Annotated in this window: 13 protein-coding genes and 1 pseudogene; 10 read left to right on the top strand and 4 right to left on the bottom strand. The window is 62.0% G+C overall.

Going from position 1 to position 14,024, the window contains the following annotated elements:
- Positions 1 to 62 precede the first annotated feature (62 nt).
- Entirely contained in the window at positions 63 to 590 is a 528-nt protein-coding gene (locus tag AC0L28_RS01865; protein WP_473475393.1) for a class I SAM-dependent methyltransferase, read from the top strand.
- A gap of 616 nt (positions 591 to 1,206) precedes the next feature.
- Here AC0L28_RS01865 and AC0L28_RS01860 read toward each other — a convergent pair.
- Together AC0L28_RS01860 and AC0L28_RS01855 are read right to left on the bottom strand one after the other, a co-directional pair.
- Positions 1,207 to 1,944 carry a TylF/MycF/NovP-related O-methyltransferase gene (locus AC0L28_RS01860; protein WP_473475210.1) on the bottom strand — a complete coding sequence of 246 codons (738 nt, stop codon included), beginning with the start codon at positions 1,942 to 1,944 and terminating at the stop codon, positions 1,207 to 1,209.
- 301 nt (positions 1,945 to 2,245) lie between these two features.
- Positions 2,246 to 2,818, bottom strand: coding sequence for a transglutaminase-like cysteine peptidase (locus AC0L28_RS01855; protein ID WP_473475208.1), 573 nt, complete (start codon positions 2,816 to 2,818; stop codon positions 2,246 to 2,248).
- 583 nt (positions 2,819 to 3,401) lie between these two features.
- Between AC0L28_RS01855 and AC0L28_RS01850 the strand changes: the two genes are divergently transcribed.
- Complete coding sequence (locus AC0L28_RS01850; RefSeq protein WP_473475206.1) at positions 3,402 to 3,644, top strand: hypothetical protein; 243 nt, start codon at positions 3,402 to 3,404, stop codon at positions 3,642 to 3,644.
- A 151-nt stretch (positions 3,645 to 3,795) separates the two neighbouring features.
- On the opposite strand, the pseudogene AC0L28_RS01845 reads toward AC0L28_RS01850, so the two are convergent.
- Positions 3,796 to 4,064 (bottom strand): annotated as a pseudogene (locus AC0L28_RS01845) (plasmid stabilization protein).
- 122 nt (positions 4,065 to 4,186) lie between these two features.
- Between AC0L28_RS01845 and AC0L28_RS01840 the strand changes: the two are divergent.
- From AC0L28_RS01840 to hutC, 8 genes are all read left to right on the top strand, one after another.
- Positions 4,187 to 4,960, top strand: coding sequence for an SDR family NAD(P)-dependent oxidoreductase (locus AC0L28_RS01840; protein ID WP_473475204.1), 774 nt, complete (start codon positions 4,187 to 4,189; stop codon positions 4,958 to 4,960).
- A 115-nt stretch (positions 4,961 to 5,075) separates the two neighbouring features.
- The gene (locus AC0L28_RS01835) at positions 5,076 to 6,221 is read left to right on the top strand and encodes an ABC transporter ATP-binding protein (protein WP_023799631.1); all 1,146 of its coding nucleotides are present in this window, start codon (positions 5,076 to 5,078) and stop codon (positions 6,219 to 6,221) included.
- A 35-nt stretch (positions 6,222 to 6,256) separates the two neighbouring features.
- Positions 6,257 to 7,363, top strand: a complete 1,107-nt coding sequence (locus tag AC0L28_RS01830; RefSeq protein ID WP_287138739.1) for an ABC transporter substrate-binding protein — start codon at positions 6,257 to 6,259, stop codon at positions 7,361 to 7,363.
- Between the two features lie 65 nt (positions 7,364 to 7,428).
- A complete protein-coding gene (locus AC0L28_RS01825) occupies positions 7,429 to 8,373 on the top strand; it encodes an ABC transporter permease (RefSeq protein WP_128245237.1) in 945 nt (314 codons plus the stop codon).
- Positions 8,370 to 9,170 carry an ABC transporter permease gene (locus AC0L28_RS01820; RefSeq protein ID WP_027156432.1) on the top strand — a complete coding sequence of 267 codons (801 nt, stop codon included), beginning with the start codon at positions 8,370 to 8,372 and terminating at the stop codon, positions 9,168 to 9,170. Before AC0L28_RS01825 ends, AC0L28_RS01820 begins: the two co-directional genes overlap by 4 nt.
- Positions 9,171 to 9,205: 35 nt before the next feature.
- Complete coding sequence (gene hisD, locus AC0L28_RS01815; RefSeq protein WP_031255121.1) at positions 9,206 to 10,528, top strand: histidinol dehydrogenase; 1,323 nt, start codon at positions 9,206 to 9,208, stop codon at positions 10,526 to 10,528.
- A 6-nt stretch (positions 10,529 to 10,534) separates the two neighbouring features.
- Positions 10,535 to 11,557, top strand: coding sequence for a zinc-dependent alcohol dehydrogenase (locus AC0L28_RS01810; protein WP_031255122.1), 1,023 nt, complete (start codon positions 10,535 to 10,537; stop codon positions 11,555 to 11,557).
- Positions 11,554 to 12,288, top strand: coding sequence for a histidine utilization repressor (gene hutC / locus AC0L28_RS01805; RefSeq protein ID WP_023799637.1), 735 nt, complete (start codon positions 11,554 to 11,556; stop codon positions 12,286 to 12,288). Before AC0L28_RS01810 ends, hutC begins: the two co-directional genes overlap by 4 nt.
- A gap of 176 nt (positions 12,289 to 12,464) precedes the next feature.
- Here the strand turns inward: hutC and AC0L28_RS01800 are convergent, their stop codons facing one another.
- Positions 12,465 to 13,814, bottom strand: coding sequence for an SLC13 family permease (locus tag AC0L28_RS01800; protein ID WP_128172146.1), 1,350 nt, complete (start codon positions 13,812 to 13,814; stop codon positions 12,465 to 12,467).
- Between the last annotated feature and the right edge of the window lie 210 nt (positions 13,815 to 14,024).

The following is a 14,024-nucleotide window of genomic DNA, read 5'->3' as shown; positions in this document are numbered from 1 at the left end:
AGCACAGCGCGCTCTTGACCGATATAACGCCGCCGACCTATCCAGCCACGAGAGGCTAATTGATGCTGTTTTGGAACACCCGCAAGAAATTCGCAGGAACGTGGGAGGATCGCCTCGACGGGCTGTTTTCGTGCGGGGTAGACTACGCCGGCAAGACGATCCTCGACGTCGGCTGCAATATGGGCATCGTCGCTTATGAAATCGCCAAGCATAGGCCGGCTTACATCCACGGCATCGACATCCTGAAACCGCATATCGGCGTGGCTCGCTCGATCTTTCTGGGATCTGGCGTCGAAAGCCGATTTGATGCCATGAGCTTGGGGAGCCGAAAGCTCCCATCCGTTCTCAAGGACAGCTATGATGTCGTTCTGCTCCTCGCTGTTTACCAGCATGTCCGCAGGGGATTGGGCCAGGATAAGGCTGATCGCATCTTTGCCGACATCGTCAACCGCGCACAGACCGTTGTGGCGCGGGTTCCAAAAGAAAAAGATACTCGTCTTCAGTCTTTAATCGAGGGCGCTGGATTCAGCTTATCTCATCGCCACCAGTCGCCGCGCGGTTGCACGGTTCAGGCTTATCATCGCCACTAGGGCTTGTTGCGTTCAGTCCCGCCTTGTCGCGCAGCGACATCTTGCGCTTTGGCGCCCGATATATTTCGCCACAGACTGACCGTTCCTATGTCGACCGTGACCGCGAGGTCCGATCGTGACCTTGACGCCCTCATCGTCTATCCGGGTGTCTCCGGTAAGGTCGATCTTCTGGCCGCGCTTGACCTTAGACGTGCTGTCTCGAATGCGGGAAATTGTAGCTCGGGATCGCGACGCTTACGCCGCCCTCGGTGACACGCCGGCGCACCGTGGCAGTCACAGCCACCTCGTCGCCAATGCCTATCTCCCGCGCCCTGCCAGAGATTCTGCAGCCGGCGTGGCAACCGCCAAAGGGCGAGAATCTTTCGCTGCTTGAAGTAGCTCAAGGGTGCGGGCGCCCCGCCGGGTCCTGCAATGGAATCAAGGGACGAGGTGAGAGCCATTTCTCTGCTAAGTCCTTTGCCTGCCTCAAAGTGCGACAATTCTCGACCGCACCAGTTTTTCCCTATAGCTGCTACTTTTGTGCGCAATTTTTCTGTTTTCCCCAGTTCTTCGTGGGACTGTTTGTGCAGCTGAACACTGCGCGAACCTGCGGCTGGTTGGCGCGGAATGCCGCGCACTAGCTTGCCTTTACGACAATCGCCTGCCCCGTTGGAAGTTCGATGACGCCTTCCGGGCGGTTTTCGAAAAATTGATCAAAGGCCTTTCGGGCTCCAGGACAAAGCGCAGAGCCGTAGTCGTCACATATGATCATGCCATTCGCGCACACCCGATCGTAGAAGAAGGCGAGCGCGTCACGTGTCGGCTCGTAAAGATCGACGTCAATATGGACCAGGGCGAAACGCCGGTCAGATACGTTGGAAAGAGTTTCCGGTATCCATCCGACATGAAAAGTGGTGTTGCTGAAGTCGGAAATATTCTCTCTGGCTACCTTCTCCTCGGTGCTGAGATCGCCGGACTTCCATGGCGTTCGGCCGTTTGGCTTGCGGTCCTCTGCGGTCGGTTCCGAGAGGCCAGCGAACGAGTCAAAAAGGTGGTAGTGCCGTGGCCGAAGATCGCTCATCAGCATGAATATCGTCGACCGGCCTTGCCTTACGCCGCATTCGGCCACATCGCCGTCGATACGCTCGATCGATCGCAAGCAGCTTTGCAGGACGAAAGCCCGGGGATCTGGAATCCCACGGATGTTTTTGACCCGCTGCAGCGCCTTTCGGAAAAACGGCTGGTCTTTCCAGACCATATGACTGGAATAAACATAGAAGCCGTATTTGTCGGCCTTCTTCTGAGAGACCTTATACCAGGCCACGCCTCTGCGTTTTTTCGAAATGACAGCAAGTGCCGCGTCTCTCAATTTCATCCTGTATCCTCCAGCATTCGACATGTCCATAACACGGGCAGAAGAGAAAGCCCTACCGGCATCAGGCGCGGAATGAAATCGAGTTCCGGCTGAGGGACATTAGCTTATCGAGCGCCGCAAGGAAGCGCTTCCCGGTGCTCGTAATAAGCCTATTCCTGGAATGGAACGCCCATGCAGTGCGACTCAAGATCACGGGTCATGTTCCTGGGCCGGTGCGGAAACAGACGCGGAGCCGCGCATCCCTGGCCGTTCTCCGGCATGAGCGCCGGCCAAGCGTTGTCGATCCGCTAATTCGGGAGATTCAGTCGACTGCCCCGACCAGTACATCGGGGTGTTCAATTATCGCGACCCAGCGCCCGGTATGCGTAGACGACTGCCTTTTTATAAATCGATATCCAGTTGCCGACCAAGGCTTCACATCGTCGTTGAGGTTGTCGAGCACGTAGTCGCCCTTGTCGGTCTTGACGGTCAACACCGCGTGCCCCTCGCCGTCCTGCTTCCTGACGACGGTGATCAGAAGGTTCGACAGCGATATGCCCTGCTGCCTGAGCAACTGGCGCTTGAGCAGGACATAATCCTCGCAGTCGCCGAGCGCGCCGTCAGGATAGGACCAGAATTCCATCATGCCGTGAACGTCCAAATCGCTCGCGGGCCTGACCGATCTGTTCACCAGCTTGTTGACGGAGGCGAGCTTGCCTTCCATGCCCGCGGACAGAAGGACTGGAGCGCTCTTGCCTGATTGTATTGCGCACTCCGCGGCCCGCCGTCTGCAGAATTCGATGTAGCCGACAGGGATGGAGGTTGGCTGCCCGGTGGCCATGGCGCCAGGCACGACGTCGGCCGAAGCCTTCTCCATCGGCGTCGCGGACATCATCAAGCCTATCAGTAGGCCGGCACACAGCCATGCCCGCGGTACCACCAATCCCATTCGCCCCGCCCCAGAGGTAACAACCCGAAACAATCTTTAATACCGCGTTACCATCTTTTCATAAGCGCATCAACACAGCCGCCGCACAATTTAAAGCGACGGTCGCGAACCACCTGATGGTGGGCGCCGCGCGGTCGCCCGATCAGCAAATTATGCGTTCACCCGATCAGGGGAATTGTCCCGCTTTTACGTCATCGGCGTTCTTCGGCAGCTCCGCTTACCTGGACCTGATGACGGCGCCCGACAGGTATTCTGGCCGCGCAAACGCCGACAGGCGGCCAAAAAAAAATTGTAGCCAAATTTGTCGAAGTCCAAGAGCTGCGGGACCTCGCATGGATTCTCATACATTCGGATACACTTCGATAGCACTCGGGCAAATCTCTGCGACAGGCCCAGCCTAGTTTCATCCGTGAGCAGGAAGCCTCGTCATGATCGCGAGACAGAGAGCCGACGGGATTTCGCAAAGCAGGAGTCAATTCCGCGCGAGTCCCTGTCGGCGGGTCTGCTCATTATTGAAAGGAACAGTACGATGAACAAGCTTGTAACCGCTATCGCCCTCCTCGCCCTGTCGACAGGAGTCTCGCTCGCTGCCAATCAAAACCCGGACCGCGACCCGACCCGCGGCTTCCCTACTGGCGTCGACAACAGCGGAATGACCTTGGATACCAGTCACACAGCTTCCTTGCCTCAACCGGTGGTCGCTCCGAAAGAAGAACAGCCACAGCCCGGCAAGGCCCTTAGGGGTCGTGCGCCATGGGCGGGCAGCCGTTGATGCGCTGAACTTTTCCTCCCATGCAAAATTGTCCAATCACCCCGCATTCAGCGGGCGTGGTTGGACAAGGGCGCCCAGGAAAATCGCGCCGTTAGGGTGAATTCAACATCTCAGGCGAGCGTATGTGGCGCCATGGCGAACAACCATGGGATCACGGCAGGCGTCTCGGAAATGACCTTGGCAGCAGGGAAGAACAAAGCTCCGCATCAACCTGCCGAGCGCCCCGGATCGCTGCTTCAAGGTCGATTTCGACGCCATAAGCGCTAGCGATACGCGGGTAGAACGTCGACGCCGGCTCACGACCGGCTTGCCGGTCCTCATGGGATTCCAGCGCGCGCTCAACGACTCGGCGATCGAGCGGTTCTCGCGCCGAGCCAGCCGGTGCCATCCGGGATGCCGTCGTTCAAGCGATCGCCGCAAACCGGCGCCGCGCCGTCTTAGTGGCACCCCGCAATAGCGCAAGATGTATAGACAACCGGCCGCAACTGGTGTTCGTTTCCAATCCGACCGCATGGTTTTTTTCGGGAATGCAGGAAACCGCCATGAACGCCGCTCGCCTGTTCGACCTGACGGGAAAAAAGGCGCTGGTGATGGGTGCCAGCCGCGGCATCGGCCAGGCCATGGCGGAGGCGCTCTCGGCGGCCGGTGCCGATGTGGCGGTGACCGCCCGCGACGAAAATACCCTTCGTGAAACGGCGGACCGAATTAGCGCACATGGGCGAAGGTCGCTTTGCCGGTCTCTCGACGTGCTCGACACCGATCGCATCCGCGTGGTGGTCGACGAGGTGGCGGATGCCTTTGGTGGGCTCGACATTCTGGTCAACAACGCCGGCTACGAAAAAGTCCAGCCCTCGCTCGACGTGGACGAGGCGGTATGGGACCGCATCGTATCGACCAATCTGAAGGGCGCCTTCTTCTGCGCGCAGGCTGCGGCGCGGCGGATGGCTGCCGACAACAGCGGTGGCGCGATCATCAATCTTTGCTCGCTGACCTCCTATGTCGGCATCCCGACCGCGGTACCCTACGGCTCGTCCAAGTCCGGGCTCCTGGGCATGACGCGCGCACTCGCCGCGGAATGGGCATCGCTCGGTATCCGCGTCAACGCCATCGCTCCGGGGTATTTCCATACGGCGATGACGGACGCCTTTTATCAGGATCCCGATTGGCAGACTGCGATGCTGGCCAAGATCCCGCAGCGGCGCTTCGGCACGATGCAGGACTTGGCCGGAGCTGTTGTGTTTTTGGCGAGCGGGGCATCCGCCTATGTCACCGGGCATTGCATTCCGGTCGACGGCGGCTTTCTCGCATCCATCTGAGCGACTGAGATGCGGCGCAACGAGGACTGTGTAGACCGAGCTTGTATATGGTTGTATATACCACCTGACACGCTGGACGTCCTTGCATGCGACCGGCGACAAATGGGGAACCACAATGCAGGAGCGTTTTCGGGCCGCAGCTTCGCACGAAGCGGAAGGCGACAGGGAAATCGCCGTCACGGTCCGCAACGTCGGGATGGACTTCGATGGGGTTCAAGCCGTCAAGAACGCGTCCTTCGATCTGCCGAAGGGCCGGTTTCTCACCATTCTCGGGCCGTCTGGGTCCGGCAAGACAACCCTCCTGCGGATGATCGCCGGGTTCCAGACCCCGAGCAGCGGCGAGATCTTCATCAACGGTGAAGCGGTGAGCGCGGTGCCACCGCACAAGCGGTCGATCGGTATGGTCTTTCAGAGACTTGCCTTGTTTCCTCATATGACGGCGGCCGAGAATGTCGCCTTCCCGCTGAAGATGCGTCGGCGCGACGCACGCACCATTCCCGACCGCGTCGAGCGATATCTCGCTCTGGTGCGGCTCGGAGGCTATGGCGGCAGGCGCATTCACGAACTATCCGGCGGGCAGCAGCAGCGCGTCGCGATTGCGCGCGCGCTGGTGTTTGAGCCCGACCTGCTGCTTCTTGACGAGCCGCTTGCCGCACTCGACCGCAAGCTGCGCGAGGAAATGCAGCTCGAATTCCGCCGCATCCAGCGTGAGCTCGGCGTCACCACGATCAATGTCACCCACGACCAGCGCGAGGCGCTGGTAGTTTCCGACGATATCGTCGTCATGGATCAGGGCGAGATCCAGCAGAAGGCACGGCCGATCCACACCTACCGCCAGCCACGCAACGCCTTCGTCGCCAATTTCATCGGCGTCACCAATTTCATTGCCGGCACGGTACGGGCCGTATCGGAAATGGGCGATGTTTCCATCGTTCGGGGTGATCTGATGCTTGCCGGAAAGGTCGGCGATCCGGTCAATCCGCCTGCCGAGGGCGACAAGGCATCGGGAGCGATCCGCGCCGAACAGATCCGTCTCGCCGGCGATGCTGCGCAGCTGTCGAAGCTTGATTGCATGCTGGCCGGGACTGTGACCGACACCATCTTCGAAGGCGAGCGCATGGTCTATGAGGTAGCCTGCGCCGCAATTGGCGACGAGGTCATTCGCGTTTTCGACCATGATCCCGCCGCGCACACGCAGTTCGACATAGGCGAAAGCGTGTTCCTGGGGTGGAATGCCAGGGACATGCTTGTTTTTCGATAGAACCGGAGACCGGTCAAACCCAGAGGAGAATGCAGATGAAGCGCTTTAAGCCGACATTATCCCATCTTTCCCGCAGAACCTTCCTTCAGGCCACCGCTGCGCTCGGCGGCGCCTCAGCGCTCGGCCTGCGCGGCGCTTATGCGCAGGAACCGGAAAAGCCGGCGGAGATCATCGTGCGCGCCTGGGGCGGCAGCTGGGTGGATAGCCTGAAGGCCGGGGTGTCCGACAGCTTCACCAAGATGACGGGGATTGCTGTCCGTCACGACCTGACCGAAGACAACGAGATTCAGCCCAAGGTCTGGGCGGCCGTGGCGCAGAAACGCGTCCCGCCGATCCATATCAACTGGGACACCACCACCAATGCCACGAAATCGGCACTGCGCGGCGTGACGGAAGACCTCTCCGACCTGCCGAACCTCGCCAATGTGACGGACCTTGCCAAGCCGGCCGGCCTGGAAGGCTTCCCGATCGTCAATACCTACGGTTATGTCTATGTGCTTGCCTATCGGCCTGCCGCATTCCCGGATGGACCGCCCAAGTCCTGGAAAGATCTGCTTGACCCGAAGTTCAAGGGTCGGCTTGCCTTCTACAATGACGGCATCGGCTTCCATTTCCCCGCCCAGGTCGCCGGTGGTGGCAAGCTGGAGGACATTCCCGGCAACATGCAGCCGGCATGGGATTTCATCACCAAGATGAAGGCACAGCAGCCGCTGCTGGGCGAAGATCCCGACTTCACCACCTGGTTCCAGAACGGCGAGATCGACGCCGCCTGCACCATCTCGACCAACGCCCGGGAGGCGCGCAAGAACGGCGTCAAAATCGAATGGGTGGTGCCGGAAGAGGGTGCAAAATTTGACACTGACGGTCTGTGGATCCCCAAGGGCCTGCCGGAAAACGAACTCTACTGGGCCAAGCAGTACATCAATCACGCCTTGACCAAGGAAGCCCAGCAGATCTGGCTGGACGGGCTTGGCTTGCCGGGCGTGGTGCCGGGCCTCACGCCGCCCAAGGATCTGGTGGGCGATCCGTCCTATCCGACCACTGAAGCGGATTTCCAGCGCCTTATCCGCATCTCGTCGAAGATCCAGGTCGAGAACGAGAGCGAGTGGTTTTCCAAGTTCAAGGCGATCATGCAGGGCTGACGCCGGTCGGCCGGTGCTGCGCTCGTGCGGCACCGGCTCCTTCACGACGTCGGATACGGGTTTTCATGCGGGCAGCCAGGACAGCCTATCCCCTGACATGGCGCATCATGGATGTGCTGGAAGGCGTTGCCGCCGCTGTCTGGCCGGCGCGGTTCAGGCGCGCAACGCCCTATCTGATGCTGCTTCCGGCGGTGCTGCTTGTCGGGCTGCTCGTGCTTGGTCTCATCCAGATCGCGGATGCCAGCCTGCGCACGCTCGACACCACCACCTTCCAGTTCTCCGACGACTATTCCATCGCCAATTTCCGCCGCGCGCTGACGGAGCCACTGTTCCTGGTCGTCGCGCAGCGCAGCCTCGTTGCCGCCCTGATCGTCACCGCGGTGACGCTGGTCTTCGCCTTTCCCTACGCCTATCTGATGGTGCGCACGCGTTCGCCAGGATTGCGCAAATTCCTGCTGATCGCGCTGTTCCTGCCGTTCTTCATCGGCCAGGTGGTGCGTGCCTATGGCTGGCTGATCATCCTCGGCAACCAGGGCATGGTGAACGAGGCGCTCGGCCTTGTCGGGGTGGCCCCGATGCGGCTCATCTATAACTATCCCGCCGTGCTGTTCGGCCTCGTCCAGTACATGCTGCCGTTTGCCGTACTGATGCTGGCGCCGGCGCTCACCGCGATTCCCGAAGAGCTGGAGGCAGCCGCTGGATCGCTCGGCGCGAACTGGGTTCGCACGTTCATCCACGTCGTGCTGCCACTCGCTCGTCCAGGCTTCGTCGGCGCCGGCGTGGTGGTGCTGACGCTTTCGCTCACCGATTTCGCAGTCCCTGCGATCCTTGGCGGCGGCTCGCAGGATTTCATCGCCAACGCCATCTACGACCAGTTCTTCCGCACCTCCGACCAGGGTCTCGGCGCGATGCTGGCGCTTATGCTGGTCGCGCTCGGGTCAATCCTTGTCGGCTTGGTGTTCGCGCTGTTTGGAGCCGGAACGCTCGCCATGGGGAGGTCGCGGGCGTGAGCGGCTCGCGCAGCAAATCGATTGTCCTGTGGACCCTGGTGACGATCGCCCTGGTGACGCTTTCGGCGCCGACGATCGTTGTGCTCGGCGCTTCGTTTACCGGCGGCAACATCATTACGTTTCCGCCGGATGGACTGTCGCTGCGGTGGTACGCGCGTATTTCGCAGGCCTCCGACCTGCGCAATGCTTTCCTGCGCACGCTCCAGGTCGCGACGGTCTGTACGATCGTTGCCATTCCAGTGGGCACGCTGGCGGGCATCGCGCTGGCGAAATATGCGGTGCGTTTTGAGAAGACGATCCAGATCTACCTGCTGCTGCCATTCACCATCCCGCTGATCGGATCGGGCATCGGCCTCATGCTGATCTTCGGCAACGCCGGCATTCTCGGCCAGCTCTGGCCGGTCGGCATCGCCTGCTGCGTCATCAACCTGCCCTTCATGATCTGGGCGGTCACGGCGAGCGCCACCGGGCTTGACCCGGATCTTGAACTGGCCGCCGCCAATTGCGGCGCGCCGCCGCTCCAGGTGTTCTTCTCCGTCACCTTGCCGGCGGTCATGCCAGGGGTGATCACCGGCTCGCTGCTGATGTTCATCCTGGCGCTCAACGAGTTCCTGGTCAGCCTGCTGCTCGTCGATGCCCGCATCGTGACGCTGCCGGTGCTCATCTACAACTCCATCCGCTCGATCATCACGCCGGATCTCGCCGCGATCTCCGTGGTCTTCATCGCCTGCTCGGCTGTCGCCGTTTTCCTGCTCGACAGGCTGGTCGGGCTCGACATCTTCCTGAAATCGAAATGAGGAAAGCCGGCTCGTCGGGCCGCAAAGGAAATCCTATGCCAAACGTATCATTCCACGATTTGAGACAACTCGACGCCGCCGCTCGTTCGGCATTGATGCGGCGCTCAGAGACCGATCTCTCTGGCTTTATGGAGAAGGCCGCGCCGATCATCGAGGCGGTCCGAACAGAAGGCGACGCCGCGCTCGTTCGCTTCGCCCGCGACTTTGACAAGGCAGATCTCGATGCCACGCGACTGAAGGTCAGCCCCGCCGAGTTCGACGCCGCCTTCGGCATGGTCGACGAGGACGTGATCGCCGCCATTCGCTTCGGCATCGACAACATCCGGCATTTCCACGAAGAGCAGAAACCGGAAGCGATGTGGCTCAAGGAAATGCGGCCCGGCGCCTTTGCCGGCGACCGCTTCACGCCGATCCGCTCGGTGGCGCTCTATGTCCCGCGCGGCAAAGGGGCGTTCCCTTCGGTAACGATGATGACCGCAGTGCCCGCAGTGGTGGCGGGCGTTCCGGAGCTTGCCATCGTCACGCCGCCGGCGCCCGATGGTTCGGTGGACGCAGCGACGCTGGTTGCGGCGCGCCTCGCCGGCGTCGAAACGGTCTACAAATGCGGCGGCGCGCAGGCGGTCGCCGCGGTCGCCTACGGCACAGAGACGATCACGGCCGCGCTCAAGATTGTCGGTCCAGGCAGCCCCTGGGTGGTTGCGGCCAAGCGGCTGCTTGCCGGCGTCATCGATCCTGGCCTTCCCGCCGGCCCGTCTGAAGCGATCATCCTCGCCGACGACAGCGTGCATGGCGGGCTGGCCGCGCTCGACCTCCTCATCGAGGCGGAGCACGGACCGGACTCGTCTGCCTATCTGGTGACCCACAGCCGCCGCGTGGCGGAGGAGGCACTGGCCGCGCTGCCGGAGCACTGGGCGCGCATGACCGAGCAACGGGTCGCGTTCTCCACCGCGGTCCTGACCGGCGCCTGTGGCGGCATTGTGCTGACGGCCTCGATCGAGGAGAGCTACCGCTTCATCAACGACTACGCACCGGAGCACCTGGAGATCCTCTCCACCGACCCCTTCGCGCACCTTGGCCACATCACCGAAGCTGCAGAAATCCTGATGGGACCGCACACGCCGGTCTCGATCGGCAATTTCGGGCTGGGCCCCAACGCCGTGCTGCCGACCAGTCGCTGGGCGCGTACTTGTGGACCGCTCTCGGTCACGGATTTCGTCAAGCGCTCTTCGATCGGCTACGTGACGGAAGCGGCCTATCCGGAATTCGCGCGCCATGCCCGCACACTTGCCCGCTATGAAGGCTTCTCCTCGCATGAACACGCCGTCTCCGACGTGCGCGACCGATATCTGGCGCGGTAGCGGATGATGAAGGCGGCCAGACTCCATGCGGCGGGCGATTTGCGGGTTGAGGACGTGCCATCTCCCGGCGAACCAGCGCCTGGCTGGGTGCGGCTCAAGGTGACGGCCGCCGGCATTTGCGGCTCCGACCTCCACAACTTCCGCACCGGTCAGTGGATCAGCCGCGCGCCGAGCGTCGTTGGACATGAGTTCGCTGGCGAAGTGACTGCCGTGGGGGCCGGCGTGTCCCAGTTTGCGCTCGGAGACCGGGTCGTGGCCGATTCGCGCTTCTGGTGCGGCGAGTGTCCTGCCTGCCTGGCCGGCCGGCATAATGTCTGTGCCAGACTGGGCTTTGTAGGCGAGATCTGCGACGGCGGCTTCGCGGAAGAGACGCAGCTGCCGGCGCGGCTGCTTGTGCGCCACGACCCCACGCTCGATCCCGCGATCGCCGCCATGGCGGAGCCGCTGGCGGTCGCCCTGCACGCGGTGCGGCGGCTGGCGGCGCCGGCCGCAGCGCCGGTGCTTATCGCTGGTTGCGGCCCGATCGGCGGATTGGCTGCGCTGCTCCTGTCGCGGCCAGGCGAGAGACAGGTCCTCGTCGCCGACCGCAATACGGCGCGTGCGGAGCTTGTGGCCAAGGTGAGCGGCGCGACCGTCGTCGACCTGGACGCCCTGCCCTGTGATCCCAATCTGCGCCATGCCCCCAATCTGCGCCATGCCATCGACGCGACGGGCAGCGTGGCGGTGATGGCGCGGCTGCTCGATGTTTTGGCCGGCGGCGGCACGCTGGCGCTGGTCGGCATTTCGCATGGCCGCCTCGACCTCGACCCCAACTTGCTGGTCGAGCGCGAGATCGCGCTTGTCGGCTGCCACGCCTTCGCCGACGAGCTTGCGCCGGCCGTCTCGATGCTGGGCGATCTCGCGCCCGCGCTGTCGCGCTTCGTGTCCGACGAGATCGCGATCGGCGAAATTCCCGCCGCTTACCAGCGCCTGATCGCCGGCGTGAGCGGCGGGTTGAAGACCATCGTCCGGATGGAGAGCGGACGATGATCAGGCTTACCGAAACCGCCGGGCCGCTCTACGAAAAGGTCAAGGACTACGTGCTTGGCAATATCGGCAGTGGCAACTGGCCGAAGGACCGCAGGCTGCCTTCCGAAAACGAGCTGGTCAGCACGCTCGGCGTCTCGAGGATGACGGTGCACCGGGCGCTGAGGGAACTGACCTCGGAAGGCCACCTGCTGCGTATCCAGGGTGTAGGCACCTTTGTGGCGCCGCCGAAACCGCAATCGGCCCTCATCGAAATCAGGAACATCGCCGGCGAGATCGCCGCGCGCGGCGCACGCCACAGGGCCGAGGTCATCGTCCTCGAGAAGATTCGCAACCCGGCGCTGGACCTCGTCGTCGCCTTCGAGTTCACGCGCCGCAGACCGGTCGCCCATTCGATCATCGTGCATTTCGAAGACGATGTGCCCGTCCAACTCGAGGAACGCTTTGTCAATCCGGCGCTCGCACCGGACTACCATCGGCAAGATTTCGTGGCGACCACCACTTACGACTACCTGCAGCGGGCGACGCCGCTGACGGAAGTGGAGCATGTGATCTCGGCCGTCGCCGCAGAAGAGATGGCGGCCCGCCATTTGAAGATCCGACCCGGCGACCCATGCCTGCTCCTGCATCGGCGGACCTGGTCGGGCGCGGCGGTCGCCACCGTCAACAAGCTCACCTATGTCGGCAGCCGCTATTCGCTGGGCAGCCGCTACGCGCCCTCACCCGCCGCATGAGCAGCGACAGCCCGCCAGGCAGGGCGGGCGGCGCTATCGGCCAAACGGCTGCCTTGATAGGCAATCAGCTCCGCCTGCGCCGCCTTTTTTCTTGTTGACGCCGATCAGATCATTTCGGGTCAAGCCTGGCCGCCGGTCAAATTGCACCGGAGCGGCCAGACTGATTGGCCGACCGTTCAAACCAAACCGGGGACCACGAAAACCAGCCAGGCGATGACAGGGCCGATGATGGCGATAAGCGCGCTGTAGATCAGCAACGTCTTCAGCACGCCCTCGCGCTCTGCTTCCCGGGCATTGGCGACGACCAGCGCACCGTTGGTCGAAAACGGGCTGGTGTCGACGATGGTGGTGGAGATCGCGATCGCCGCAACCACACCTATGGCACTGATCTGTCCCTGCAGGAGGAAGGGCACGGCCAGTGGAATGATGGCTCCCAGCAATGCCGTGGACGAGGCGAATGCCGATACAATGGCGCCGGTGAAGCAGAGGAGGAGTGCAACCAGCAGCGGCATGCCCAGGCTTGAAATGCCTTGGGCGACGTAGTCGATCGTGCCGATCTTCTCCATGACGCCGACATAGGTGATGATGCCGGCGATCAGGAGCACCGTCGACCAGCTGACCTTGTCGATCGCTGCCTTTTGGGTCTTTGGCGAGAGGAGCGCGAGCGCGACCGCGACGGTGATCGCAACCAGGCCGACATTGAACTTGAAGACAAGTGCGCCGACCGCGAGCGCGGTTAGGCCGACTAATGTCGTCAGCCTTTCCGTAGTCAGGCCGGAAAGCGCCGACACATTTTTTGTCTGCTCCTCAAAGACGTGATGGCTGATCGGAGTAGCCGGCGTGCCGCCGTGGCCGACGATTGACTGCGTGACGCCTTCGGGGTGGAGGTCAGGCAGCGGTCCCGACGCGACCGAATACTTACGCAGCACCTTCGAGCCGCCGAAGACGAAGAATACGAGGACGGCGATGGCCAGATTGAAGAAGAAGCTGGAGAGAAACAGTGATGTCGGCGCGAACGGCAACCCCGCCTTTTCGACGATCTGGTTGGTAATGCCGCCATAGACGCTGATCGGCGAAAAGCCGCCCGCCTGTGCACCGTGAATAACCATCAATCCCATCATGACCGGATTGATGCGGTACTGGAACGCAAAACCCAGCGCCACCGGGGCCAGGATGGCGACCGCCGCAGGTCCAAGCGCACCGAAGCCGGTGATGACGGCCGCGACCAGGAACATGACCCAGGGAATCCACGCCACATGTCCGCGCACCAGTTTGACCGCGCCCTCGACCAGCCAATCGATAGTACCGTTGATCTGGGCGATGGCGAACAGGTAGGTAATGCCGACCAATGTCAGGAAGAGGTCGCTCGGGAAGCCAGCAAATATTTCCGCCGGCTTCATCGCCATGACGAGCGAGCCGACCAGAAAGGCGCATGCGAAGGCGAGCGCGCCCATATTGATCGGCTGCATGGTGGCGATCACGAACATGCCGATCAGCAGCGCAATCGACAGAATTTGGATGTTCATAGCTTCCTCCCTCGGGAAACGCCTTCAGGCGCCCGTTCTCATTTCCATCGGTGGTAGATCAGCCTGCGTTGGTCTCGCTCCCAAGCACCAACGCAGGGTCGTCAGCGCCTCCTAGAGCCGGATGATTTCAGGAGTCGACCTGAAATCTGAATCCGGCTCTAAATCAAAGAGATAGAGCATGATGTCGTCCGAAAACCGCTTCACACTTTT

The sequence above is a fragment of the Mesorhizobium sp. WSM4847 genome (genome assembly GCF_055811335.1).
Note: the sequence above shows the minus strand (reverse complement) of the source record. Positions and strands in the feature narration are given on the sequence as shown.